A 25,675-nucleotide genomic window follows, 5' to 3' on the forward strand; every position below is an offset into this window, starting at 1 on the left:
CGGGGCTTGACCACTATGTGACCGGCACCCCGCAGCGGGGGTCGGTTGTGCGCCGGTCACCTGGCATACCTCGCTGAAGGAGAACCTCGTGACCGAACACTCTGCTTTCTCTCGTCTGCGCTCCCCCGCCGGGGAGATTCCGCCCGGCGCTCCCGCGTGGAATCCGCAGCGTCCCTCCGCGATGCGCCACGACCGGTACCGGCCGGCCCACGAGCGCGTGCCGCTGCCGGCGATGGAGCAGCGGGACTGGCCGGGCCGCCGCATCGAGACGGCGCCGCTGTGGGTGCCGGTGGATCTGCGGGACGGTAATCAGGCCCTGCCCGAGCCGATGGACACCCCGCGCAAGCGGCGGCTGCTGGATCTGCTGATGGCGATGGGCTTCAAGGAGATCGAGGTCGCCTACCCGTCCGCCAGCCGGACGGACTTCGACTTCGTACGCCATCTCGCCGAGAGCGGTGCGGTGCCGGAGGACGTGACGATCAGTGTGTTCACCCCCGCACGGGCGGAGCTGATCGACCGCACCGTCGAGTCCGTCCGCGGCCTGCCGCGCGTACTGCTGCACATGTACACCCCCAGCGCCCCCACCTGGCGGGACCTGGTCCTGCAGAAGAGCCGCACCGAGCACAAGGACCTGATCCTGCGGGCGGCCGAGCATCTGATGCACCGCGCCGAGACGGAACTTCCCGACAGCGACGTACGGTTCGAGTTCTCCCCGGAAGTCTTCAACTGCACCGAGCCGGATTACGCCCTCGACGTCTGCAATGCCGTCACGGCCCTGTGGCGGGCCACGCCGGAGCGCCCGGTCGTGATCAACCTGCCGGCGACGGTGGAGATCTCCACGCCGAACGTGTACGCGGACCAGATCGAGTGGATGCACAAGAACCTGGACAACCGCGACAGCGTCATCCTCTCCGTCCATCCCCACAATGACCGCGGTACCGGGGTGGCCTGTGCGGAACTCGCCGTCCTGGCCGGGGCGCAGCGCGTGGAGGGGTGCCTGTTCGGCAACGGCGAGCGCACCGGGAACGTCGACCTGGTCACGCTGGCCCTGAATCTGTACACGCAGGGCGTCAACCCGATGATCGACTTCTCTGACATCGACACCGTTCGCGCCGCGGTGGAGGACTGCATCCGCATGCCGCTGCACCCCCGCCACCCCTACGCCGGCGACCTGGTGCACACCGCGTTCTCCGGCACCCACCAGGACGCGATCTCCAAGGGCATGCTGGCCCACGACAAGCAGGCCGCCGAGCTCGGTGTGACCCCCGAAGCCGCCCCCTGGAACGTGCCGTACCTGCCGATCGACCCGGCCGACATCGGCCGCACGTACGAGGAAGTCATCCGGGTCAACTCCCAGTCCGGCAAGGGCGGCATCGCCCACCTGCTGCACGCCCACTACGGCCTGGACCTGCCGCAGCGGATGCGGATCGACTTCTCGCGCACGGTGCAGCAGGTCACCGACGACACCAAGCAGGAGGTGTCCCACAAGGACCTCAAGGAGCTGTTCGACCTCACCTACACCGCCCCGGCCACCTCCGGCCCGTACACCCTCAGCCGGTGGACCTCCCTGCCGCACGGCGACAGCGCGGGCAACGGCGATGGCGACAGCAAGGGCCATGGCGATGGTGGTGATGGCGGCACGCAGGAATTCACCGCCACGCTGGACACCCCCACCGGCCCGAAGGAGGTACGGGGTACCGGGAACGGGCCGCTCGCCGCCATGACCGCTGCGCTGCGCGACGCCGGCATCGGGGTGGACATCCTGTCCTACAGCGAGCACGCCACATCGACCGGCAGCAGCGGCGAGGCCGTGGCGTACGCCCACTGCCAGGTCGCCGGGCGCGGCGACCGGTGGGGAGCCGGGATCGGCACGTCCATCGTGGCAGCCGGCGTGCACGCGATCATGGCCGCCGTGAACCGCGCCCATAGGACGGAGTAGGCGGCATGACAGTACTGGACGGCTGACAGCTGACAGACTGCGGGCCCGGCGCGCGCGACGCGCCGGGCCCGCTCGACTTGATAGGCAAGCCGCGACTTGCCTATGGTGTGGTGGTGTCGGACGATGTCTTCAAGGCCCTGGCGGACCCCACGCGCAGGAAGATCCTCGACGAGCTGACGGAACGGAACGGTCAGACGTTGTTCGAGATCTGCGCGCGGCTGACGACCAAGCACGGTCTCGGATCATCCCGTCAGGCGATCAGTCAGCATCTCGCCGTACTGGAATCGGCGGGTCTGATCGGGACCCGGCGCCAGGGCCGCTATAAGTTCCACGACCTCACCACCGAACCGCTTGAACGCATCGCCGCTCGATGGCTCAAGCCCAATGCACCGGAGAACGGAAAATGAGGATCCACCTGTCGAGCGTCTGCGTCGACGACCAGGACAAGGCCCTGCGCTTCTACACCGAGGTGCTGGGGTTCGTGAAGAAGCACGCGGTCCCGCTCGGCGAGTACCAGTGGCTGACCGTGGTCTCGCCCGAGGACCCCAACGGCACCGAGCTCGTACTGGAGCCGGACGTCCACCCCGCCGTTCGGCCGTACAAGGAGGCGCTGGCCAAGGACGGCATCCCCTTCACCTCCTTCGCCGTGGACGACGTCCACAGGGAGTACGCCCGCCTGCGCGAGCTGGGGGTGGAGTTCACCCAGGAACCGACCGAGATGGGTCCGGCCACCACCGCGGTACTGGACGACACCTGCGGCAACCTCATCCAGATCGAGCACATGAACTGACCCTCCGGCTCAACCACAACACACGGAGCCCTGGACGCGACGCCCCGCCGCGCGCTGTCGCCCGTCGCCGAGGGAGCCCACACGCACGGCGACGGGCGCCATCATGTCGCACACCGCCGACCCGCCCACGCCCCTCGACAAGATCTCGGAAACGGGAGAGTCGGGTGGCGGCTGTTCGGCATGCTGGGGGCATGAGTGACATCGGGGACGCACTGTGGAACGCGGACGTGAGTACGTCCGACTACAGCCAGGCCAAAGAGCACTACCGGCAGGCGATACTCGAGCAGTACAAGCTCTGCGTGGAGATGGCCGATCGGGTCAGTGCGCGGCGCAACCTCACCAACACCTTCTTCCTGTCCTTGAACAGCGCCGTCGTGGCGATCGTGGCGATGGTTCCGACCAGTCGGCTGGCTGGGATGTCGGACTGGGTGCTGCTCTCCGGGCTGCTCATCCTGCTCGCCCAGTGCGCGGCGTGGTGGGTCATGGTCCGCTCCTACCGGCAGCTCAACGCCGCGAAGTACGCGGTGATCGGTGCCTTCGAGGAGAAGCTGCCGGCCTACGCGTACTCCCGGGCCGAATGGGGAGCCCTGGGGGAAGGGCGGGACTGGCGGAAGTACGTGCCGCTGACCCATGTCGAGCAATGGGTCCCTGCCATTTTCTCGGTGTCGTATCTCGTGGCCTTCGCCGCGATCGTCGCCACGTGAACCATCGGGGGCTGTATCGGGGGCAGTAGATGCCGTAACCGGGTCTGACAGAAACGTAGTTGGTGGACCGGCGTTGCGCGAGCGCGCTATGTTCACGCTCATGCGTGGGCGAAAGCTGTGGCGGGGGTTACGGGGGCGCGGCGTCTTCCTTCTCGTGGGCGCCGGGGTGCTCGTGTACTTGGGCATTCAGCTGCTGATCCTGCACCAGCGGAACGGCTTCTACTTCGACCCGATGGCCTTCGGCCGCCCCCTGATCTTCCTGGCCTGGGTCGCGATACCGATCGCGCTGACCTGGGGGCGCTACCGGCGGTCCGCGGAGACGAAGCCGTACCACGAGGTCGTCGGGCCGCTGGTGGGCTCGCGGGAGGAGTACTGCCTCGTCCTGCGGCCCTTCGGCAGCGACGGGGAGGTCGTACTCCCCCACGCGTGGTTCGGCGCCTCGACCATGGAGCAGATCATCGCCCGGGCCACCCGCAAGAGCCTGAAGATGCAGACGTACGCCCTGGTCGACCAGGACCGCCGGCTCGCGCCACCGGGCCCCCGGTGGATGCGTTCACCGCACGACCAGTGGCAGACCGCGGTGCGTACCCTCATCCGCCGGGCCCACTCGATCGTGCTGATCCTGCCGCCCGGGCAGGGCATCCGGGAGGCCCTCAAGTGGGAGATCGAGCAGATCACTCAGCACGGTCTGCAGACCCGGCTGACGGTCGTGCTGCCACCGGCACGGCTCCACAAGGCCGACTACTCGCGGGCATTCACGGACGCCTGCGTGATCATGGCTGCGATGGAAGGGTTCGCCGGTTCCATTGATGACGTGAACTCCCTCCTGGTGCATCAGCTGGAATTGACGCTGCACGAGCGCACGCAGATCGTGAAGTACTGCCGCACCACACCCCACGAACTCGCCCACCTGCGGTGGTGGTTTCCGACGAAGCGACTCCGTCGCAAGGAATCTACGGGCTTCTTCCAGCGGACGCTGGCCACCGCGCTGCAGACGACCGAGCAGGAGCTGTCGGGCCTGAGCTTCGAGTCTCGTTATCCGTGGCGGTCGTCCCCGTGACGCCGCTCCATGGCTTTGCCCCCGCGCCGTCGTCTCCGTAACAGAACACCGCAGCCGGCTGCGCAAGCAATGCGGTGCAGGGCAGATCGGTGCAGTGCAGTGCAAATGCGCAGCCGGCTGTCGGCGTGCCAAGAGGGCAGGTGGTGGGGTGCCCGGCCCCGGAGTCGTCACTCAGTGGGTGACGTACTCACCACGTCGTCCCGTACGCGCAGTCGTTCGCCCAGGAGGCCGCCCAGTGCGGTGAGCAGGGCGATGATCACCAGCAGCAGGGCCGCGGGCCACGAGGTGGATCCGCCGGCCGCGTCCAGCAGCGCGGTGGCGAGGAAGGGGAGGAAGCCCGTCAGTGCGCCCGCGAGGTTGTAGGCCAGGGCCACGCCGCTGTAGCGCAGGTTCGCCGGGAACAGTTCGGTCAGCAGTGCGCCGGAGACGGCGTACGTCACCGCGATCAGGCCGATGCCGAGTGCGATGGCGAGCACGACCACCGCCGGGTTCTTGGTGTCGATCAGCCAGTACAGCGGGAAGGCGCACACGGCCGTGATGAGGCCGCCCCACACGGTGACCCGGCCGGGGCCGATGCGCTCGGCCAGCCGGCCCATGGCGAGGATGACCACGATCTCCACCCCGGCCGCGACCAGCGTCGCGTTGACCATCAGGCTCTTGGGCAGGCCCAGGGTGCCGGTGCCGTAGCTGATGACGAAGGTGGTGAGCAGGTAGAAGCCGCCGACGCCGAGCAGTGCGGAGGCGATGGCCACCAGCAGCCGGCCCCACGCCTTCCGGAACACCTCCAGTGCGGGCACCTTGGCGCGCTGGTCCTGCCGGAGGAGTTCGTCGAACAGCGGTGATTCCTCGACCTTGCGCCGGATGTAGAAGGCGATGGCGGTCAGGGGGAAGGCCAGCAGGAAGGGCAGGCGCCAGCCCCAGGAGTCGAAGGAGGCGGACGGCAGCATCAGTACGAGTGCGAAGGCGCCGGAGGACATCAGTGTGCCGACCGGGGAGCCCACCTGCGGGAGTACGGCGTAGCGACCGCGCTTCTCGGGCGGCGCGTGCTCGACGGCGAGGGTGACCGCGCCGCCCCACTCGCCGCCGACGGCGATGCCCTGGAGGAGGCGCAGCAGGACCAGCAGGAGCGGCGCGGCGATGCCGATGGTGGCGTAGCCGGGGAGTGCGCCGATGAGGCCGGTGGCGATGCCGATGCCGATCACGGTGATGAGCAGTGCGGGGCGTCGTCCGATGCGGTCGCCGAGCCAGCCGAACAGTACGGCGCCGATGGGGCGGGCCGCGAAGCCGACGCCGAAGGTGGCGAAGGCGGCCAGGGTGGCGGTCGCGGGGTTGAGGGAGGTGAAGAAGAGCCGGTCGAAGACGATGGCGGCGGCGGTGCCGAAGAGGAAGTAGTCGTACCACTCCAGCGTCGTGCCGACGAAGGCGGCGAAGGCCACGCGTCCGGCGTCCTTGCCGGTGACGACGGCGGTCGTGGTGCCGGACGGAGGCTCTCCGGTGGCGCCGGCTGTGCTCCGTGACGGCTGGCCGGTGCCGTCGGCGGCACCCGGTGGGGGGTGGCCGGTCTCGTCGAGGTGGTTCATGAGGGGCTCCTTGGGGACGGTCACGCGGCGGAGCGTGCGCGGGCGGGGGCGGGGGGAGGTCCGGTGACGGAGGTGTGGTCCGTCAGGGTGTCGGCGCCGTGCACGCAGGCGCCCGCCACGAAGGTGGCCAGTACGTCGATGGCGCCGATGCGGCCGGCGTCCACGGCGGTGGGATCCTCGGCCAGCAGCACGAAGTCGGCGTGTTTTCCGGGTGCCAGGCTGCCGCGTCGGTCCTCCTCGTGGCTCGTCCAGGCGGCGTCCAGGGTGTAGGCGCGCAGCGCCTGTTCGGCGGTCACCCGCTCGTCGGCGCCGAGCAGCAGGCCGTCGCGGCTGAGCCGCTGCACCATCGACTGCATGCCCAGCAGCGGCGCGCCGGGGGCGACCGGGCGGTCCGAACTGCCCGGGACGCGCAGTCCGTGTGCCAGGAAGGAGCGGTGCCGGTAGAGCCAGCCGATGCGTTCGGGGCCCAGCGCCTCGGCCATGGTGTCGCCCACGGCGTGCAGGAAGTGCGCTTGCGGTACGGGGACCACGCCGAGTGCGGCGTAGCGTTCGAGCTGGTCGGGGCGTACGACGCCGGAGTGCTCGATGCGGTGGCGTACGTCGGGCCGGGGCGTGCTCGCCTGGGCCTCGGCGAAGGTGTCCAGGGCGAGGTCGATGGCTTCGTCGCCGATGGCGTGGGCGGCGATGCGCCAGCCGGCGCGGTGTGCGGCGACCATCAGGGCGCGCATGTCGTCGGGGCTGTCCTGGTAGACACCGCCGTGGTCGTGGCCGCACAGGGGCTCGGTGACGGCGGCGGTGCGGCCGATCAGGGAGCCGTCGAGCCACAGTTTCACCGGTCCGATGCGGAGCCGGTCGTCGCCGAAGCCGGTGCGCAGGCCCAGGTCGAGGCCGGTGGTGGTGTGATCGTCGGCGTGTGCGGCGAGCGGGTGGAGGTTGTCGCCGGCGACCATCAGCTCGACACGGACGGGCAGGGTGCCGCGCTCGCGGGCCAGTTGGTAGGCGGCGGCCTCGACGGGGCTGCGCCCGATGAGGCCGAGTCCGATGCCTGCCTCGGTGACATGGGTGAGGCCCTCGGCGGTGTACGCGGTGGCTGCCTTGCCGATGGCGCCGGCGAGGTTGTCGAGGGAGACGGGCAGGGTGAGCGAGGTGACGAGGTTCTGTGCCCGTTCCTGCAGCAGTCCGGTGGGGGTGCCGTCGGCCTCACGTACGACGACGCCGCCCTCCGGCTCGCGTGCGGTGCCGTTCAGTACTCCGGTCCGGTCGAGTACGGCGCTGCTGACGGCGCACATGTGGCCGGAGCGGTGCTTCAGCCAGACGGGTCGGCCGCCGCCGGCCCGGTCCAGGGCGGTGCGGTGCGGGTGGCCGCCCATGACGGTGTCGTCGTAGCCGGCGCCGATCACCCATGCGTCGGCGGGGAGGGTGGCGGCGCGGGCGGCGACCGCGTCGTAGAGCGCGTGCAGGGTGGCCGCGGCGGAGAGGTCCAGTTCGTCCAGCGACTGCCCGTACCAGGCCATGTGGTTGTGCGCGTCGGCGAAGCCGGGGACGACGGTCGCACCGCGGCAGTCGAGTGTGGTGCGTGCCGGGAGGTCCGCGATGTCCTCGTCGAGGCCGACGACGCGGCCGGCCAGCACGCCGAGGGTGTGTGCGGTGGGCCGGTCGTCGTCGACGGTGCGGATGCGGGCGTGGGTGAGTTTCAGATCGAGCATGCGTCTTCTCGGACCTCAGGCCAGGTTCTGCAGCCGGGTGAGCGGGAGCTCGGCGGCGCGGTGGATGTCGACGGGGCGGCCGTCGACGAGGACGGAGTCGGGTGTGGTGGGCACCTGCACGTCGGGCACGGCGGTGTTGGCGATCATGTCGGCCCGGCTCAGGCCGCGGGAGTTGCGCAACGGGGCGTAGCGCACGCCGCGCGGCAGGGCGTCGAAGGACTGCTTGTCGTCGAGGCACTGCTGCGAGACGAATACCGTGGACAGGCGGCGCGGCGCGGCGCCCAGGCCGCCGAAGTACGGCTTCATCACACGCGGTTGGGTGAGCCGGGTGGATCCGGAGCCCGAGCCGGTCACGCCCCAGGCGACGAAGCCGGACTTCAGGACCAGTTCGGGCTGCGCGCCGAAGGTTGCGGGGCGCCAGAGCACCACGTCGGCGAGGCTGCCGGGGCGCAGCGAGCCGACGTCGGCGGCCATGCCGTGGGCGATCGCCGGATTCAGGGTGATCTTCGCGAGGTAGCGCAGCACCCGCGCGTTGTTGTTGACGTCGGGGCCCGTCTCCCCCGCCAGCATGGCCTGCACATGGGCGAGTTGCCAGGTGCGGCGGGCGGTCTCGGCGATGCGGCCCATGCCCATGGAGTCGGAGTTGACGATGGAGATGGCGCCCAGGTCGTGCAGTGCGTTCTCGGCGGCGATGGCGTGCTCGCGCAGCCGGCTCTGTGCGATGGACAGGTCGCTGGGTACGTCGTGGTGGCCGCGGTGCACCGTGAGCGTCATGGGCAGCAGTTCGGCGGCGGTCGCCGGGGTCAGCGGCAGGGTGGGGGTGGTGGAGGAGGTCAGCACGTGCGGCTGGGAGACGATCTCCAGCAGGTCGGGGTGACCGCCACCGCCCTCCACGTGGTACGCGTGCACGGTCCGGCCGCCGGTCGCGTCGAGGGTGTCGGCGAGGTAGCCGGACTCATTCAGGGTATCGGTGTGCAGGGCGACGGGCAGGTCCGCCTGCTCGGCGACGCCGAGGCAGGTGTCCACGATGCGCGGGGTCGCGCCCCAGTCCTCGTGGATCTTGAAGCCGCCGGCCCCGGCCAGTACGGCGCGCTCCAGCAGTTCCTGCGAGGAGCTGGAGCCGCGGGCCAGGAAGGCGACGTTGATGGGTGCGTCGCGCCAGCCCTCGATGAGGCTGTGCAGGTTGTACGCCGGGTTCGCGCCCACGTCCCAGACCCCGCCGATACCCATGCCCACCAGCGAGGTCACGCCTGCCGACAGCGCCGCGGGCACCACTTCGGGGCTGGAGAGGTGTACGTGGGAGTCGACCACACCGGGGGTGGCGATGAGCCCTTCGCCGGTGATCATCGCGGTGTGGGAGTCGACGACGAGCTCCACACCGTCGGTGGTTTCGGGGTTGCCCGCACGGCCCACTCCGACGATCCGGCCGTCCTTGATGCCGATGTTGGTCTTCCGGATGCCGATCAGCGGGTCCATGACCAGCACGCCGAGGACGACCATGTCCAGCGCGCTCTCCCGCGGTGCGCGGGAGGCGACGAGCAGGCCGTCGCGTGCGGTCTTGCCGCAGCCGCCCAGCAGCTCCTCGCCGGGCTCGGTGTCGTCCGCCTCGACACGCACCCACAGGTCGGTGTCCGCGAGACGTACCCGGTCACCGGTGGTCGGGCCGTACAGCGACGCGTACGCGCGCCGGTCCAGAGTGCTCATCGGCTGCCTCCTCGTGCCACGATCTCGACGTCCCGCGTCTCGCCCGCCGCGAATGCGGCCGAGGTGCCGGCCGGGATGTCCAGCCGGTGACCGTGCGCGGCCTCGCGGTCGAAGACGAGGGCGTTGTTGGTCTCCTCCAGCGGGAAGTGCGAGGAGACCCAGACCGTGCGCGGGCCCTGGTTGGTGACCGTCAGTGTCCGGCGCGGACGGTCGGGCGCCAGCTCGACGGCACCGTCGGCGGTCAGCACCGCGCCGGGGCCTGCGGGCTCGGCCGGGCCGAACGGTTCGGGGATGTGCACCAGTGAGGTGCCGTGCGGGAAGAGCGCCTCGACCTGGATGCTGGGTACCGCAGCGGCCACGCCCGGCAGCAGTCGGTCGCGGGGTACGACGCCCGGCGCCGCGGCGACGACCTCCTCCAGTGGCAGACCGTCCCAGGCCATCTCCAGCACCTCGTCACACACCAGTGCCGTCGCTTCGGTGGCGCCCAGCAGCGCACCGCGGGCCAGCCGCCTGCGGGCCAGCTCGGCAGCGGAGAACAGCAGCAGACGCTCCTGTTCGCGTGGTGTCAGATGCATTGGGCAATTCCCCTCAAGATCACGTCTGCCGTGGTCGGCGAATCCCGGGCGTGATCAGCAGAATGCCTGGTGAAACCGTACTTGAACAATGGTGGAATGCTTCGGGTTCGCCGCCGCATAATGGGCAGATGCACAATCCATCCGGATGGCCCACCGACCACCGCATGCACGCGCCCGTGCCACCGGTGCTCCGCACCCTCGCCCGGGACTGCCTCGACGACCTCGACACACTCGTCGAGCGCTACGTCGACGAGGTCGCCCGGCTGGACAACTACGAGGACGTCGTCGACCGGACGGACCTGCGCGACACCGGCCGCACCTGCTACGAAATGCTGCTCCGCCTCATCGGCGGCCTGCCCGTACCGGACGACCTGCTGCTCACCCCCGTACGGCTCGGCCGCCGCCGCGCCCACCAGGGCGTGCCGCTGGACCGGCTGCTGCAGGCGATCCGGATGGACTTCCGCGTGCTGTGGAACGCCTTCCTCGAACGCACACCGGCCCCGGCCATGCCCGAGCTGACCGAGGGCGCCGTACGGGTGTGGGAGGCCGTGGAGTACCACACCGTCCACGCCCACGCCGCCTACCTCGACGAGGTCGCCGTACTGGCCCGCGAGCGCGCACGCGAGAAGGCCACACTCATCGGCCGCCTGCTGTCGTCCGACGGCCGCGACCCCCAGCTGCTCGCCCAGACCGCAACCCTTTTGCAGGTGGACATCGCCTGCGACTTCGCCGTCGTCGTTGCGCCACCGGAGTCGCAGGCGCGACTGCGCGAGGTCATGGCCTCCCACACCACCGACCGCGGCACGCACCTGCAACAGCACCACGGCATGTTCGTCCTGATCACCGCGCTCCCGCCCGGCGCCGACGGGCCGCCCACAACAGCCTGGCTGGAGGGCGTACCGTGCGCCGTCGGCCCGGTCGCGCACGGCCTGGCGCAGGTACCCGACATGGTGCGGGTCACCGAGGCGATAGCCGCCGTGCTGGAACCGGCGACGTCCGGCCCGGTGACCCTCGCGGACTCCTGGATGCCCGTGGCCGTCGCCCGTCTGGGCCCGACCGCGGCCGTACTGGCCGACTCCGTCCTGGCCGGTCTGGAACCACTGCCCGCACACGAACGCGAGCGGCTCCTGGAGGCCGTCACCACCTACTGCGACACCGGCTCGGCGACCGCCGCGGCGCGTGAGCTGTACTGCCACCGCAACACCGTGCTGAACCGGCTGACGCGCTTCGCCGAACTCACCGGCTACCACCCCACGCGCCCCGCCGAGGCCGCCACGGTCCTCTTCGCCCTGCACTGCGCGCGGCCCGCGCGACGGCCCGGCCGCGTGACGGGCAGTACGCCGGCTTGACCTTGCACCGCGGTGCAAGGTGCAGCGTTGCCCGCATGACACACCCGCGCACGACACACCCGAACCACCGCCCGTGGACCGGTCCCGCCCGGATCGGTGCCCTCTACGACCTCGCCGTCGCACCGGTCTTCACCACTCCCTGGACCGCCCGGCTCGCCATCGACGGACTGCGTTCCGTACACACCGCCCTTGGCCTGCCCGGTCCCCCACCCGGTGACTACGGACCGGAACACCTGCTGTTCGTCACGTTCTTCGGCGTACTGGTGACGATGTGGGCGGTGGTCCGCCTGGTCCGCGGCGACGCCGTGACCACGGCCGCCGACGCCGCAGGCCGCATGGCCTTCGCCTTCCTGATGACGGTGGCGATGATCAACGGCGCGAGCACCGTGCTCACCGTGTTTCTCGCCGTCGAGATCGGCTTCCTGCTCGCACAGGGGCGGCAGCTGTTCCGGGCAAGGCAGCGGCACACACGTACGCTCCACGTCCGGGAGACTGTGTCCCGATGACGAAGACGACGATGACGCCCGCCGCAGCTGCCCGCGCCGCCGGCGTGCCGTTGAGCACCCTGCGCTACTACGAACGGCGTGGCTTCCTCACCCCCGCACGTGACCCGCACTCGGGCTACCGTCGCTTCTCACCGGACGACGTCCGCCGCGCCCGCTTCGTACAACGTGCCCAGCGGCTCGGCTTCGGCATGGGAGACGTCGCGGCGTTTCTGGCGCTCTCTCAGGAGGGCGTCGTCGCCTCCCCGCACCTGCGCACCGTCATCGACGCCAAACTCGCGGACCTCGACGCGCGCATCGCCGACCTCGTACGGATGCGTACGGCGCTGGCAAGCCTGGCCGACGGTGCAGCGGAGGGCGACTGCGCGTGCCCCGTCGAAGCAGCGCTGACCGATACGGGGGCGGAGGCAGGGTCTGTCGCACAACTACCGGAGAACTCCCCGAGCCCCGAACGGTCAGCATGTGCGCAGCCCGTAAGGTGAGGGTCGTGGCTGGTGAGAGCGATCTGCAGACGTTGCTGAGCGGGATGCGTCCGGAGCTGAATGCGGGCCACTACGTGTTCACCACGGTCGAGGGCGGGGTGCCTTCCGGCGTCTCCCCCGTGGCCACCGTCGCCGAGGACGAAGGTCTGACCCTCGTGGCGCGCCGGGAGGAAGCCGACGCGGCAGGGCTTGTGTACGAGTACGTGGCCGGCTGGATCACCTTGCGTGTGCACTCCGCGCTCGAAGCGGTCGGGCTGACCGCCGCGGTCTCGCGAGAGCTCGCCGACGCCGGACTGAACTGCAACGTCATCGCCGGATTCCACCACGACCACCTCTTCGTGCCGTACGAGCACGCCGAGCGGGCGATGGCGGTACTGGAGGACCTGGCGCGGCGCTCCAGGGCAGGCAACGGCTGAGCCGATGCTCCTCGGTCGCCCGGCAGTGGCCTCGGTCGCCCGGTGATGGCCTCGGTCGCCCGGCAGTGGCATGGGTGCGGCCATCGGCGGGGACCTCTCCGCCAGGTGGCGGATCTCCGCGAGTGTGCCGGTCGGACACTCGCGGCGGACCGAGACCCACGGCAGTCGGGTACAGCACACTGCCGTCATGGGTCACAGCAACCGGCCGGAGTCGGTGTCCTCGCAGACATTTCCGTCACGGCCGGAGAGCGTGGCCTCGGCTCGGCGGTTCGTTCGGAGTGCGCTGGAAGGCGTTGCCTCCGAGGTGGCGGAGAACGCCGCCCTGCTGGTCAGCGAGCTGGTGACCAACGCCGTCCTGCATGCGGCCACCGCGGTCGAGGTGTCGGTCCGGCTCCTCGACCACACGGTGCGAACGGAGGTCAGCGACCTCCGGCCACGCCGGGAGCTGGTGCCGCAGGGCCACTTCCCGCATGCCACTTCGGGGCGGGGCCTGAAGATGGCCGAGCAGCTCGCGTCCCGGTACGGCGTCGAAACCGGCGAGGACGCCAAGACGGTGTGGTGTGAACTGTGGCTCGACGGAGGGCAGCCACCGCCCTCCGGATGGCGAACCGCGGTACCGGCTGCTTCCTCCCCCACCCGTACGGTGACACTCGTCGACCTGCCGGGCGCGCTGTACGTCGCGTCCCAGCAGCACTGCCACTCCCTGCTGCGCGAACTCACCCTTGCCGCGGCCGCCGGAAAGAGCTTCGGCGTGCGCCCGGAAGACCTCGTCACCGCGCACGACACGAACAATGTGATCAGCGCCTGTGTGGCGGCCGAATGGGAACAGCAGCCCTCGGCCCCGAACTTCCACACCGTGCGACTGGCCTTCCCGGCCGATGCCGGGCCTGCCGTGCGCACCTTGCGCCGCGTGCTCGACACCGCCGAGGAGGCGGCCCGCGACGAGCGTCTCCTCACCCTGCCGGCACTCCCCCAGATCCGTGCGTTGAGCCATTGGCTGCTCGATGAGCTGGCCGGCCAGCTCGCCGGCGGCCCACCCACCGCGTGGACCGTGATGCCCCGCGAGCCGAGCGCAAGCCCGTTGGAGCCGGCGCCCTGGGACGCCGGTCATGCGACGGCCGGCAGCACTCCGACCATCGCCGCCGACGACGACAACCGGATCATCGCCGCGAACGGCCCCGCCGCGGACATGCTCGGCTGGCAGGCCGACGAACTCATCGGCCGGCGGCTCACGGACCTCATCCCGGACCACCTGCGGAAGCGTCACGTGGCGGCGTTCGCCTCCCTGCTGCTCACCGGTCGGCCCCGCATCCTGGGACGCTCGGTACCACTGCCCGCACTGCACCGGGACGGCCGGCTGGTCCCCGTGCGGCTGTTCATCCAGACGCAGGAGACGGCCGACGGCCGCCCCGTGTTCGTCGCCCAGCTCACGCCCCGGACGGTGCTCCCGCCCCCTTCGCCGTACGTCCCCGAAGAGGACCGGGACGAAGCGGCGCAGGCCGCGACCGGGACGCGGGAGCAGGGCGAGCCGCAGGAGCGGGAGCAGGTCAGCGAGCAGGAGCGGGGCGGACCGAGGGAATCGGGTGCGCCGGAGGCGCCTGCGCTGCCGGACACACCGGAGCATGTCACAGAGCGGAGTGACAGCAAGGCCGGCGGTTCGGTGCTGGAGCGGCAACTCCTGCTCCTGGCCGACATCAGGGACGCGCTGAGCGGCACCACCGACCTCAAAGAGGGACTGCAACGCGTGTGCGGGATCCTCAGCCGGCAACTGGCCGGCTGGTGCGTGGTGGACCTGCTCGACGAGTCCGGCCAGCTGGAGCGCGTGTGCGTCACCCACCGCGGCCCCGAGTCACTGCCCACCGAGGTGAGTACGGGCAGGCTGCCGGCACTGTCCGAGAGCGCTCGGGGCCCGCTGGGCCGGGTGCTGCGCGGTGCCGGGCCACTGCTGCTCAGCGAGACTCCGCCGCCGCACCAGAGCGGCACTCTCCTGGACACCCACTACGTCGAATTGTTCGAGCGAATGGCAGCGCGAAGCGCCGTCGTCGCACCGTTGCGGGCGCGTGGCGCGGTCTTCGGCGCTCTCACACTGGCGCGTACCCGCGAGGAGCAGCCGTTCACCGAAGCGGACCTTCCCCAGGTCGACGCGCTGGTCCGGAACCTCGCCCTGGGCGTGGAACACGCCCGCCTCTATCAGGAGTCACGGCAGATCGCCCAGCGCCTCCAACGCTCCCTGCTGCCCGTCCTGCCGGACCTCCCGCACCTGGAGATGGCGGCCCGCTACGCGCCCTCCTCCACCGCCGCGCAGGTCGGCGGCGACTGGTACGACAGCTTCGTCGTACCCAACGGACAGACCGCTGTCGTCATCGGTGACGTGTCCGGGCACGACCTGGAGGCAGCCGTCGCCATGAGTCAGCTGCGCAGCATGCTTCGCGGCATCGCCGTCGACCGGCAGGAGCCGCCGCAGGAAGTGCTGCGCCGCCTGGACATGGCGAATCACAGCCTCGACCGGGAAGCGACCGCCACGTGTGTCTACGGCCTCGTCGAGGGTCCCGAGAGCGGGCCGTGGACGCTCAGACACTCCTCGGCCGGCCACCTGCCACCGCTGCTCACCACCGGAGAGGGCGACACATCCTACCTTGAGGGAGGCATGGGGCTGCTGCTCGGCATGGACCCAAACATGCCCCGTCCCGGTGCCGAGGATCCCCTTCCTGCCCACTCGACCGTGCTGCTGTACACCGACGGGCTCATCGAACGCCGCGACGAGTCGCTCGACGTCTCCATGGCCAGGCTCCGCCGGCACACTGCGCCGTTGGCCCGCGAACCCCTCGATGTCTTCTGCGACGAACTGCTCATCGGCCTGAGCGCCGACAGCGCCGACGACATTGCCTTGCTCGCGGTCCGGCCGGTCCCGGCCCCTGACTGTTGATTCCTGATCGCTTGCCGCTTGCCGCTTGTTGCTGCCGACCATTCACCCGCTGCGGGGGATGCCGAGCCGACCGGGACGGCGGCTGAATGGAGGGCGGAGACCGCACAGGCTCTGGGACCCGGGCGGGCGTAGGGGGCGGCGGAGATGGCTGTTGTGTCTGCGGTCTCGGCCATACGCCGTTCGCTGCCCCGCATACGCCGTCTCGTACGCCGTCTCGCCGAACAGTTGAGGAGCGTCAGCGTCCTCGATCTGTCGACCCGGCTCGCGGCACAGGTGTTCCTGACCGCACTGCCCATGCTCTTCGTCATCGCGGCCTACTCCCCGCCGGAGGTGCGGGAGCAGCTGCGAACGACGCTGCGTGACGTACTCGGCATCGAGGGTGTCGTTCTGGGGCAGGTCGAACAGGTCTATGCGGGCAGCGAGCGCGGCTCGGGTGTGTGGGGAGTGGTGGGTGCGCTGCTGACGCTGGTCTCCGCCACGGCGCTCAGCCGGGTGCTTCAGCGACTGTGCGAGCGCTCTTGGCACCTGCCGCACACGTCCATACGGAGCGCGGTGTGGCGGTGGTTCCTGTGGTTGCTCGTGTGGAGTGCCGCATTGGTGTTCCAGGGTGTGCTGCGCAATGGGTTCGGTACAGGTGCGTTGCTGGGATTCCCCCTTCAAGTCGCCGCGGCGATGGGGTTGTGGTGGTGGACCCAGCATCTCCTGCTGGCGGGCCGCGTCGGCTGGCTGCCGCTCCTGCCCGGTGCGCTGCTCACCGGCGCAGGAACGTCGGTGTTCGCCGCCACGTCGAGCTTGTGGATGCCGGGTACGCTGCGGCGAAGCGTGGACCAGTTCGGACTGCTCGGGTCGGTCTTCACCCTCCTGTCCTGGCTGATCCTCTTCTGCACCACGGTGGTGGCCGGCATCGCCATCGGCTACCTGGTGGCCCATGAACGGTCGGTCGGACAGCGGCTCGGCCTTCCGGTGACGGCGATGGACGACCACGAACAATTGCCTCCCTCCGGCCGATGAGCCGAGAGCGCTCGACGAAGGCCGATGAGCGGGGCGGCCTCCGCTGCCGCCGGGGCGTGGTGGCCTCACCCACGTGAGGTGATGCGTCCGCCGGATCGCTGACCGGAAGAATGGGCGACACAGCACGACACAGCGCAACACGGCATGGCCGCGGTGGAGGTGATGCCATGGGCGGGACCGAGCAGGCGAAAGGGCCGCGGGGCGGCGCCGGGTTCGAGATCCGCATTCGCGGCACGGTCGGCGAGGCCTTCAGGGAAGCCTTCGGCGACCTGACGGTCACCCGGCACCATGCTGAGACGGTGCTGCGCGGTACGCGCCTCGACCAGGCCGCGCTCTACGGCATCCTCGACCGGATCCAGGCGCTGGGCCTCGAACTCATGGAAGTACGCCGCCTTCCGCCGACCGAGGAGCCGGGAGCGGCTTCGGGCGGCGGGTGAGCATGGTTATGAGCTGGTGGTGTGGCCGGATGCCGTCACAACAGTTCCCACTCGCGTGCGCGTCGGACCGCTGCCGAGCGCCGGGTCACGTCCAGCTTCCGGTACACGCTCTTGAGGTGCGTCTTGACCGTGTTCACCGACAGATACATCTCGGCGGCGATCTCCTCGGTGGTCATGGTCCGCGCCAGGTATTCCAGCACGTCGCGCTCCCGCCCACTGAGCACTTGGCACTTCGCCGCACCCCGGCTCCCGGCGGACTCCGACGGGGCCCTGCCGGGCTCGACCGCAACGGGCGTACGACGGGGAGTACCCGCCGGCCTCGGCAGCCCGTGCGCGGCGGTGCACGCCAGCCGTACCGCGCGCTCCAGCCCCTCGGTGGGCCACGGGCCCGCCACCGCCGCGCAGAGGTCGCGCACCGCCTCGGCCGTGGGAGCGGCACCGTACTCGCACATGTCTGCCGTCTCGCCTGCCAGCCGGCGCAGGGCGGCAACGGGAGGATCGTACGGCGGCATGCACAACACCGCGTCGACGCGGTTGAGTTCGTGCCGGGCAGCCGCGGGCTCGCCGCGCGCGAGGTGGGACCAGGCACGCACCACGTGAAGTGCGGCCCGGGAACGGTCCGCCGGGGCCCACCCCCGCACCTCTGGGCGTTGCGCGCTCGCGGCCAGCTCGGCGGCGGACCGCGTCCGTCCGCGCACCGTGGCCAGCAGGGCAAGGTCGATGAGGCAGTCGCGCCGCAGCGGACTGTTCTCGTGCGGGCCGATGGCCTTCAACGCCGCGAGCAGTGACTGCTCCGCCCGCTTCAGCCGACCGCAGCGCAGTTCGGCACCGCCACGTACCAAGTGTGTGAAGGCCCGCAGTTCCGGCCGGTGCTCGATGGCTTCCCCCGGAAGCCCGGCACACAACTCATCGACCTCGGCCGCCGCAGCCAGCGCCCACGAAGACTCGACGGGGCACTCCCCCACCACGGCCGCTGTGGCTGCCCTGGCCGCCATACGGATCACGCTTCCCGTCAGACGAGTGGTGACGGGAACCGCCTTCCGGACTCCGTACGGCAGCCCGGCAATCACCGCGTCGGCATTCCGCAGCGCTTCGTAACACCCCTCAACATCCCTCTGCGCGAGCGCCACCGCAGCCGCCAGCAACAGCACTTCGCACCCTCGCGCACCGTCCGCGTCCGTGTCAGGGACCAAACCCCTTGCTGTGGCCGTTTCCGTGGCCGTAGCCGCGCTCTGCGAGAGGCGTCGGAGCAGGTCCTCGGGCAGTGCCTCGCCGGTGAGCTCGAGGATTCGTCCGACCGCCAGCCGCTCGACCGCCACCTGGGCGACGTACGCCGGATCGCCGGCGGCCAGGGCATGCCCCAGCGCCTCGGGCAGCAGGTCATGCCCACCCAGCCAGTCGGCGGCCCGCCGATGGAGCCGCGCGACCCGTTCCGGAGCTTCGTATCGCAGTCGCAGCAGGAGCACATCACGGAACATCCGGTGGTACCGGTACCACCCCTCCCCCAACGGATGCAGGAAGGAGTTCTGGCGTACCAGCACGGCGAACCGGCCATCGGCGTCCGCTCCGGCGACGGCGGCCGCCAGCTCCGCGTTCACCCGCTCCAGGATGCTCGTGACCAGCATCAGATGACGCATGGGGGCGGCTTGGACATCGAGGACTTCCTCGGCCAGATAGCTGACGACCGCCTCCTCGTCGCCGGCGAAGCGCCGCACGAACGCTGCCGGGTCCCGGTGTCCGGCCATGGACATGGCCGCCAACCGCAGCCCCGCCGCCCAGCCCTCCGTACGCCGGGCGAGGCGCCGCACCGCCGAACCGGTGAGGGTGACATCGTGCTGAGCGAGCAGAGTCACCGTCTCCTTCTCGGTGAACGCCAGGTCGTCGGTGCGTAGTTCGGTCAGTTCACCGGCGAGGCGACGGCGGTGGAGGTGCAGCGGCGGGTCCCTGCGCGCGACCACGATCAGCCGCACCATGGGGAACGCGTGCCTGAGCAGGAGTGTCACGTCTTCCGCCGCCGCCGAGCCCGGCGCCGGCTCGAAATCGTCCAGCACGATCACCACGGGCTCGGTGCGCCGCGCCAGGCCCTCCGCCACCCGGGCAGGCCAGGGGCGTCCGCCGGTAGCGCCGGAGGGCGACGCGGTGGCATCGCCGCCTGCGTACACGGGGTCCACGCCGACCTCCCGCAACTTGGCTACCACGCGCGGCCAGAAGACACCCGGCACCTCCTTCCCGCCGTCGCAGGTGACCCACACCACCGGACCCGGCAGGGCCGAGGTGTGCGCCCACTCGGTGACCAGCGCGGTCTTGCCGGCGCCCGGCGGGCCCACCACCACCGTCAGGGGCCCGAGCACCCCACGGGCGAGGCGGGACACCAGGTGGGGCCTGGGTATGAGCCACTCGGGCAGCGGAGGAAAGGAAGGAGCACTTGCAGACTCACCCGTGGACTCGGCCATCGCGGCACCTCACTCTCACGGCAGCGAAGCGGTACGCGGATTCGTGACAGTACGCGGTTCCTGACGGCCACGGCCACCACAACGGCCGCGCCCTCTACGACTGTTCTCCCAAAGGGATCAGGGAATCAGCATGTACTCCGCGGTGCTCGAACCGAACCGTCGAACGCGTCGAACCCCACTATCGTGAGGCGCAGTGGGCAGTGAGCAGTGGGCGGTGCGGAAGGCGATGTGATGAGGACGCGGACCCTGAGGTTCGGCTTGTATGCGGAGGGGGAGGGGGTGGCGTGGGTCAGGGGGATTGTCGATGATGCTGTGGCCGCCCGGAGCGCTCGGGTCGTTGAGGTGATCGTCGCGCACACCGTCTTCGGGAGCGGGATGGCGAGCGCTGAGGCCTACGACTTTCTGGCGGAGCAGTGGGGCTGGGAACACCCTGGTCAGGACAGTGGCGCGCGAGAGCCGGTCGAGCTGAGCGTCCGTTTGGTGTGTTCCCTGCGGACGTGGCGAGCGATTCGCAAGACCGTGGTCAGGTCCTTGTGTCCAGGGGGTATGACGGCCCATGTGTGTCGTGTGCCTTGGATGGCGGCCTGAGACCAAACCGTTCGGGCGGGTGGTGGGGGCGAGGGCGAGACGCTCTCGCCGGCCCGTGCGTCGAAGAGCACCCTCTCCCCCACCACCCGATGTCATCCGTTCAGGATGCGGCGCAGCCAGCGGACGCGGGCGTGGCGGGCGTCGCGGGAGATCGTGGCCTCGGGGGCCAGCTGGTCGAAGCCGTGGAAGCCGCCCGGCCAGATGTGCAGTTCGGCATCGCCGCCCGCCTGCCAGATGCGGGTGGCGTACGTGACGGCCTCGTCGCGGAAGGTCTCGGCCGCGCCCGCGTCGATGTACGCGGGCGCCAGCCCCGACAGGTCCGTAGCGCGGGCGGGTGCCGCGTACGCCGGTACGTCCGCGGTCCCGCTCGCCGTGCCCAGCAGCGCAGCCCAGCCGACGCCGTTGTCGTGGCGGTCCCACAGTCCATGTCCCGCCATCTGCCGGGCGGAGACCGTGTCGTTGCGGTCGTCGAGCATGGGGCACATCGCCAGTTGGCCGAGGATACGGGGGCCGTTGCGGTCGCGTGTCATCAGCGCCAGCGCGGCGGTGAGGCCGCCACCCGCACTGCCGCCGGCGACGACGATGCGCGCCGGATCGCCACCGAGCTGCGTGGCATTCTCGGCGACCCACCGCAGACCCGCATAACAGTCCTCGACGCCTGACGGGTAGGGGTGTTCGGGCGCGAGGCGGTACGCGACGGAGACGACGACGAGCCCCAGCGGCTCCGCCCATTCGCGCAGGATCACGTCCAGGCCGGCACGGTTGCTGCCGCTGATCATCCCACCGCCGTGCACGTGGTAGACCACCGGTGCGTCCGCCGCCAGCCCGGCCGGACGTGCGACGAGGAGGGAGACCTCCGGGGCCCCGGCGGGACCGGGCACACTCCTCTCGTACACCTCGAAGGCTCCGTCGGCGCGCAGCTCATCCAGGGTGGGGTCCGGGACAATCTCGGCCAGCCGCTTCCGCCATTGGGGAACCATGGCGGGATCCGACGGGAACGCGTCCCTCAAGTCGTCCATGCCGCTCAGTACGGCGGCCAGTTCAGGGGCGAAGCGCACCGGGCGGAGTTCCGCCGACCCGCTCGCCCCGTTCCCCTCGCTCGCCTCGCTCCGCACGGACGACGGTGTGTTGCTCATGTACGTGTCTCCTGTGTCTTCCCGCAGGGTTTCTCGTGCGTCTTTTCGTGTGTCTTCGCGCGTGTCTTTGCGTGTGACTTCTCGTCGGTCTCCTCGTCGGTCTTCTCGAAACCGACGAGAAGGGGTACGGGCTCAGTCGGTCGGCGGCGATTCCAGGGCGGCACGGACCTCGTCCTCGCTGGTCTCCCGCAGTTCTTCCTCGACCAGCAGCCAGCGGGTGATGCCGGCCGCCTCCAGGAACGGCAGGTCGTGGCTGGCGATCACCAGGGCACCTTCGAACGACTCAAGAGCGCTGGTCAGCTGCCGTACGCTCGCCACATCGAGGTTGTTGGTCGGCTCGTCCAGCAGGAGAAGCTGCGGAGCCGGTGCGGCGAGCATGGTCGCCGCGAGGGCGGCCCGGAAGCGCTCGCCGCCCGACAGGGTGCCCGCCTGCTGTTCAGCACGCGCACCCTTGAACAGGAAGCGGGCGAGCTGCGAGCGGATGTGGTTGTCGGTGACGTCCGGAGCGGTGCGGGCCACGTTCTCGGCGACGCTCAACTCGTCGTCCAGCACGTCCAGGCGCTGCGGCAGGAACCGCAGTGGTACGTGTGCCGCGGCCGTACCGGACAGTGGGGCGAGCTCACCCGTGAGGGTACGCAGGAGTGTTGTCTTTCCCGCTCCGTTGCGGCCGACCAGTGCGACGCGCTCGGGCCCCTGCACATCGAGGGTGGCGGCGCGCAGCCTGCCGAAGGAGGGTTGCAGTTCGTGCAGGCTCAGGACGGTGCGGCCGGCCGGTACCGCGGTGTGGGGCAGGCTCACCCGGATCTCGGCATCGTCCCGGATCGCGTCCGCGGCCGCTTCGCGACGCTCGCGCGCTTCCTGTAGGCGTTCTTCGTGCAGGCCGCGCAGCTTGTCGCCGGACTCCTGCGCCGACCGCTTGCGTTCGCCGGCGACGATCCTCGGAGCGCGGCGCTGGGCGTCCAGCTTCTTGCTCTGCCGCTGCCGGCGGGCCACCTTGATGCGGGTCTCTTCCAGTTCGCGCTGCTGTCGGCGTACGTCGGCCTCGGCCGCCCGCAGTGTGCGGCCCGCAGCCTCCTGTTGTGTGGTCAGTGCCTCCTGGTACGCGGACCATCCGCCTCCGTACCAACTCACCGACCCCGACCGCAGCTCGGCGGTACGGTCCACCCGTTCCAGCAGGTCACGGTCGTGGCTGACGACGATCAGGGTCCCGGACCGCCAGGAGTCCACCGCCTCGTACAGACGGCGGCGCGCGAACAGGTCGAGGTTGTTGGTCGGTTCGTCGAGGAGCAGGACGTCGGGGCGTTCCAACAACAGCGCCGCCAGGCGCAGCAGTACGGTCTCGCCGCCGGACATCTCGCCCACGGTGCGGTCGAGCCCGAGGTCGCCGAGACCGAGGGAGCCCAGTGTGGCCAGGGCTCGCTCTTCGACGTCCCAGTCGTCTCCGAGCGTTTCGAAGTGTTCCTCGGCCACCTCTCCCGCCTCGATGGCCCGCAGGGCGGTGCGGCGTTCGGCGATGCCCAGCGCCTGGTCGACGCGGAGCGAGGTGTCCAGGGTGATGTTCTGCGGAAGGTAGGCAAGGCGGCCGCCGACGGTCACCGCTCCCCGGGCGGGTTGCAGGTCGCCGGACAGCAGGCGGAGGAGAGTGGACTTGCCGGTGCCGTTGGCACCGACGAGGCCCGTGCGGCCCTTGCCGACGGTGAAGGAGAGCCCGTCGAAGACGGTGGTGCCGTCCGGCCACTGGAAGGACAGGGCGGAGCAGGTCACAGAAGCCTGGGGCGTCGGTCCTGACATGGTGTTCTCGCAGTCGTACGCGGTGGATGGGGACTACGTGTGCGAACACCACGCGGCGACCGGACCGGCGGAAAAAGGGGGGTGCAGCTCTCCGAAGGGCGAGGGACAGCTCAGGCACCGAGGTCGCATGCACGCGGGGGTCACGGACGGCAGAATGGCCGGATACGACGTGACGGGCGTACGGCCGATGCCGTACCGCGTGATGATCGCGAACCTCAGATGCGCAACGTCCACCTCTATCGGAGACAACAGGACTCTAGGACTGTACCTCATAGCTGTGAGTGACCGGCCGGCTGCGGCTACCGGCGTGGATACCGGAGAGGCCGGGGGTCGCGGACATCGGAAAAGCCGGCCCGACGTCCTCGACGCCGAGCCGGCCTTCCGATGTCTCGTTCTCCGCGAGTTCTCAGCGAGTTCTCCGCGAGTGCTCGGCGAGCGTGCCAAGCCCTCGCGGAGAGCATTGGCACCTCGCCGAGAGCGAGGGTCAGTCCGTGCCGAACTCCATCGCGGCGCGGTCCAGCGCCTCGTCTTCGCTGGAGACCTCACCGCGGGAGGCGATGGCCTCGGCGCCGCCCTCCGGCATGGTGCCGATCAGCCCGGTCGCGGCCGCCTGAGCAGCGCCGATGGCGGGGCTGCCGGTGCCGATCAGGCCGATACCCGCGTACTGCTCCAGCTTGGCGCGCGAGTCGGCGATGTCGAGGTTACGCATCGTGAGCTGGCCGATCCGGTCCACCGGGCCGAAGGCCGAGTCCTCGGTGCGCTCCATGGACAGCTTGTCCGGGTGGTAGCTGAACGCCGGGCCCGTGGTGTCGAGGATCGAGTAGTCCTCACCGCGCCGCAGCCGCAGCGTCACCTCACCGGTGATGGCCGCGCCGACCCAGCGCTGCAGCGACTCGCGCACCATCAGCGCCTGCGGGTCGAGCCAGCGGCCCTCGTACATCAGGCGGCCGAGGCGCCGGCCCTCGTTGTGGTACTGGGCGAGGGTGTCCTCGTTGTGGATCGCGTTGACCAGGCGCTCGTAGGCGACGTGCAGGAGGGCCATGCCGGGCGCCTCGTAGATGCCGCGGCTCTTGGCCTCGATGATCCGGTTCTCGATCTGGTCCGACATGCCCATGCCGTGGCGGCCGCCGATGGCGTTGGCCTCCATCACCAGGTCGACGGCGGAGGCGAACTCCTTGCCGTTGATGCTGACCGGGCGGCCCTGCTCGAAGCCGATCGTGACGTCCTCGGCGGCGATCTCGACCTCGGGGTCCCAGAACCGCACGCCCATGATGGGCTCAACGGTCTCCACGCCCGTGTCCAGGTGCTCCAGCGTCTTCGCCTCGTGGGTGGCGCCCCAGATATTGGCGTCGGTGGAGTACGCCTTCTCCGTGCTGTCCCGGTAAGGCAGGTCGTGGGCGAGCAGCCACTCCGACATCTCCTTGCGGCCGCCGAGCTCGGTCACGAAGTTCGCGTCCAGCCACGGCTTGTAGATCCGCAGGTTCGGGTTGGCGAGCAGGCCGTAGCGGTAGAACCGCTCGATGTCGTTGCCCTTGAAGGTCGAGCCGTCGCCCCAGATCTGGACGTTGTCCTCCAGCATCGCCCGGACCAGCAGGGTGCCGGTGACGGCACGGCCCAGCGGCGTGGTGTTGAAGTAAGCACGCCCGCCCGAGCGGATGTGGAACGCGCCGCAGGTGAGCGCCGCCAGGCCCTCCTCGACCAGCGCCTCGCGGCAGTCCACCAGGCGCGCGATCTCGGCACCGTAGGTCTTCGCACGGCCGGGCACCGAGGCAATGTCGGGCTCGTCGTACTGGCCGATGTCGGCGGTGTAGGTGCAGGGGATCGCACCCTTGTCGCGCATCCACGCGACCGCGACGGAGGTGTCGAGGCCGCCCGAGAAGGCGATGCCGACGCGCTCGCCGGCGGGGAGGGAGGTGAGGACCTTAGACATAGGAAGAGTATGCACGATTACGCATTTCCATGCAAAGGCAGGTCCGGGTGTCCGGGTTTTACGTCCCCGAGGGGCGCGAGGCGCGGCCGGGCCCCTGGGTCAGTGCAGCAGCTTCAGTCCGACCACGCCGCCGATGATCAGCAGCAGGCAGACCAGGCGCGCTGCCGTCGCGGGGTCGCCGAGCGCGACCATCCCGTAGACGGCGGTTCCCACGGCGCCGATGCCCACCCACACGCCGTAAGCAGTACCGAGCGGAATGTGATTCACCGCGTACGACAGTCCGCCCATGCTGAGCGCGAGCGCGCCGAGGAAGAGGAGGGAGGGCCACAGCCGGGAGAAGTTCTTGGACGCCTCAAGGGCTGTCGCCCAGACCGTCTCCAGGACGCCCGACACGATGAGTACCACCCAGGCCATGGACCGCTCCGTTCTCCCCGCTGCCCGCGAATGATCAACATCGTCCAGTTCACCACTGCGCGCCGCCGCCCGCGATCGCAAGGCGCGCTACTCCCCCGCCACACACGCGCACCGGAGTACAGTCGGCACGTAAGCGAAGCTCCTGATCAGCGGAAATTCTCATCGTCGGCTACTCGGCCAC

21 protein-coding genes are annotated in these 25,675 nt (G+C 70.3%); 12 read left to right on the plus strand and 9 right to left on the minus strand.

Annotated features, from left to right (window positions below; translation table 11 throughout):
- The first annotated feature begins 181 nt into the window (after positions 1-181).
- The 5 genes from ABZ840_RS00870 (at position 182) to ABZ840_RS00890 (ending at position 4,493) form a co-directional block, all read left to right on the plus strand.
- Positions 182-1,939 carry a 2-isopropylmalate synthase gene (locus ABZ840_RS00870; RefSeq protein ID WP_361552299.1) on the plus strand — a complete coding sequence of 586 codons (1,758 nt, stop codon included), beginning with the start codon at positions 182-184 and terminating at the stop codon, positions 1,937-1,939.
- Positions 1,940-2,052: 113 nt separating this feature from the next.
- The gene (locus ABZ840_RS00875; RefSeq protein WP_361551112.1) at positions 2,053-2,346 is read left to right on the plus strand and encodes a metalloregulator ArsR/SmtB family transcription factor; all 294 of its coding nucleotides are present in this window, start codon (positions 2,053-2,055) and stop codon (positions 2,344-2,346) included.
- Positions 2,343-2,729 carry a VOC family protein gene (locus ABZ840_RS00880; RefSeq protein ID WP_361551115.1) on the plus strand — a complete coding sequence of 129 codons (387 nt, stop codon included), beginning with the start codon at positions 2,343-2,345 and terminating at the stop codon, positions 2,727-2,729. Before ABZ840_RS00875 ends, ABZ840_RS00880 begins: the two co-directional genes overlap by 4 nt.
- 191 nt (positions 2,730-2,920) lie before the next feature.
- On the plus strand, positions 2,921-3,433 hold the full coding sequence (locus tag ABZ840_RS00885) for a hypothetical protein (protein WP_361551118.1): 513 nt from the start codon (positions 2,921-2,923) through the stop codon (positions 3,431-3,433).
- 100 nt (positions 3,434-3,533) lie between these two features.
- Positions 3,534-4,493 (plus strand): hypothetical protein, encoded by a 960-nt coding sequence (locus ABZ840_RS00890; protein WP_361551121.1) that lies wholly within the window; start codon positions 3,534-3,536, stop codon positions 4,491-4,493.
- 167 nt (positions 4,494-4,660) lie between these two features.
- On the opposite strand, the gene ABZ840_RS00895 is transcribed toward ABZ840_RS00890, so the two are convergent.
- Genes ABZ840_RS00895 through ABZ840_RS00910 form a run of 4 tightly spaced genes read right to left on the minus strand, consistent with a single transcriptional unit; the run spans position 4,661 to position 10,058 of the window.
- Entirely contained in the window at positions 4,661-6,073 is a 1,413-nt protein-coding gene (locus tag ABZ840_RS00895) for an MFS transporter (RefSeq protein ID WP_361551124.1), read from the minus strand.
- Positions 6,074-6,093: 20 nt separating this feature from the next.
- On the minus strand, positions 6,094-7,779 hold the full coding sequence (locus ABZ840_RS00900; RefSeq protein WP_361551127.1) for an amidohydrolase: 1,686 nt from the start codon (positions 7,777-7,779) through the stop codon (positions 6,094-6,096).
- Between the two features lie 15 nt (positions 7,780-7,794).
- The gene (locus ABZ840_RS00905) at positions 7,795-9,483 is read right to left on the minus strand and encodes an urease subunit alpha (protein ID WP_361551130.1); all 1,689 of its coding nucleotides are present in this window, start codon (positions 9,481-9,483) and stop codon (positions 7,795-7,797) included.
- Positions 9,480-10,058: an urease subunit gamma gene (locus tag ABZ840_RS00910; RefSeq protein ID WP_361551133.1), complete on the minus strand. Its 579-nt coding sequence runs from the start codon at positions 10,056-10,058 to the stop codon at positions 9,480-9,482. The genes ABZ840_RS00905 and ABZ840_RS00910 overlap by 4 nt, the downstream gene beginning before the upstream one ends.
- Positions 10,059-10,186: 128 nt before the next feature.
- Here ABZ840_RS00910 and ABZ840_RS00915 point away from each other — a divergent pair, with 128 nt between their 5' ends.
- From ABZ840_RS00915 to ABZ840_RS00945, 7 genes are all read left to right on the plus strand, one after another.
- Positions 10,187-11,407, plus strand: a complete 1,221-nt coding sequence (locus ABZ840_RS00915; RefSeq protein ID WP_361551136.1) for a helix-turn-helix domain-containing protein — start codon at positions 10,187-10,189, stop codon at positions 11,405-11,407.
- Between the two features lie 35 nt (positions 11,408-11,442).
- Entirely contained in the window at positions 11,443-11,913 is a 471-nt protein-coding gene (locus ABZ840_RS00920) for a hypothetical protein (protein WP_361551139.1), read from the plus strand.
- The gene (locus tag ABZ840_RS00925) at positions 11,910-12,392 is read left to right on the plus strand and encodes a MerR family transcriptional regulator (RefSeq protein WP_361551142.1); all 483 of its coding nucleotides are present in this window, start codon (positions 11,910-11,912) and stop codon (positions 12,390-12,392) included. The genes ABZ840_RS00920 and ABZ840_RS00925 overlap by 4 nt, the downstream gene beginning before the upstream one ends.
- A 5-nt stretch (positions 12,393-12,397) precedes the next feature.
- Positions 12,398-12,808: an ACT domain-containing protein gene (locus ABZ840_RS00930; RefSeq protein WP_361551145.1), complete on the plus strand. Its 411-nt coding sequence runs from the start codon at positions 12,398-12,400 to the stop codon at positions 12,806-12,808.
- A gap of 187 nt (positions 12,809-12,995) precedes the next feature.
- On the plus strand, positions 12,996-15,734 hold the full coding sequence (locus ABZ840_RS00935) for a SpoIIE family protein phosphatase (protein ID WP_361551148.1): 2,739 nt from the start codon (positions 12,996-12,998) through the stop codon (positions 15,732-15,734).
- 144 nt (positions 15,735-15,878) lie between these two features.
- Positions 15,879-16,745, plus strand: coding sequence for a ribonuclease BN (locus ABZ840_RS00940; protein WP_361551151.1), 867 nt, complete (start codon positions 15,879-15,881; stop codon positions 16,743-16,745).
- A gap of 167 nt (positions 16,746-16,912) precedes the next feature.
- On the plus strand, positions 16,913-17,182 hold the full coding sequence (locus ABZ840_RS00945; protein WP_361551154.1) for a hypothetical protein: 270 nt from the start codon (positions 16,913-16,915) through the stop codon (positions 17,180-17,182).
- A 35-nt stretch (positions 17,183-17,217) separates the two neighbouring features.
- Here the strand turns inward: ABZ840_RS00945 and ABZ840_RS00950 are convergent, their stop codons facing one another.
- The 5 genes from ABZ840_RS00950 to ABZ840_RS00970 all read right to left on the minus strand — a co-directional run bounded on the left by ABZ840_RS00950 (position 17,218) and on the right by ABZ840_RS00970 (position 25,494).
- Complete coding sequence (locus tag ABZ840_RS00950) at positions 17,218-19,554, minus strand: LuxR C-terminal-related transcriptional regulator (RefSeq protein WP_361551157.1); 2,337 nt, start codon at positions 19,552-19,554, stop codon at positions 17,218-17,220.
- Positions 19,555-20,315: 761 nt separating this feature from the next.
- On the minus strand, positions 20,316-21,281 hold the full coding sequence (locus ABZ840_RS00955; RefSeq protein ID WP_361552302.1) for an alpha/beta hydrolase: 966 nt from the start codon (positions 21,279-21,281) through the stop codon (positions 20,316-20,318).
- A 210-nt stretch (positions 21,282-21,491) separates the two neighbouring features.
- The gene (locus ABZ840_RS00960; RefSeq protein ID WP_361551160.1) at positions 21,492-23,150 is read right to left on the minus strand and encodes an ATP-binding cassette domain-containing protein; all 1,659 of its coding nucleotides are present in this window, start codon (positions 23,148-23,150) and stop codon (positions 21,492-21,494) included.
- A 484-nt stretch (positions 23,151-23,634) separates the two neighbouring features.
- Entirely contained in the window at positions 23,635-25,080 is a 1,446-nt protein-coding gene (argG, locus tag ABZ840_RS00965; protein ID WP_361551163.1) for an argininosuccinate synthase, read from the minus strand.
- A gap of 99 nt (positions 25,081-25,179) precedes the next feature.
- Positions 25,180-25,494 carry an SMR family transporter gene (locus tag ABZ840_RS00970; RefSeq protein WP_361551166.1) on the minus strand — a complete coding sequence of 105 codons (315 nt, stop codon included), beginning with the start codon at positions 25,492-25,494 and terminating at the stop codon, positions 25,180-25,182.
- Between the last annotated feature and the right edge of the window lie 181 nt (positions 25,495-25,675).

The sequence above is a fragment of the Streptomyces sp. NPDC047117 genome, from assembly GCF_040643545.1.
Lineage (GTDB): Bacteria > Actinomycetota > Actinomycetes > Streptomycetales > Streptomycetaceae > Streptomyces.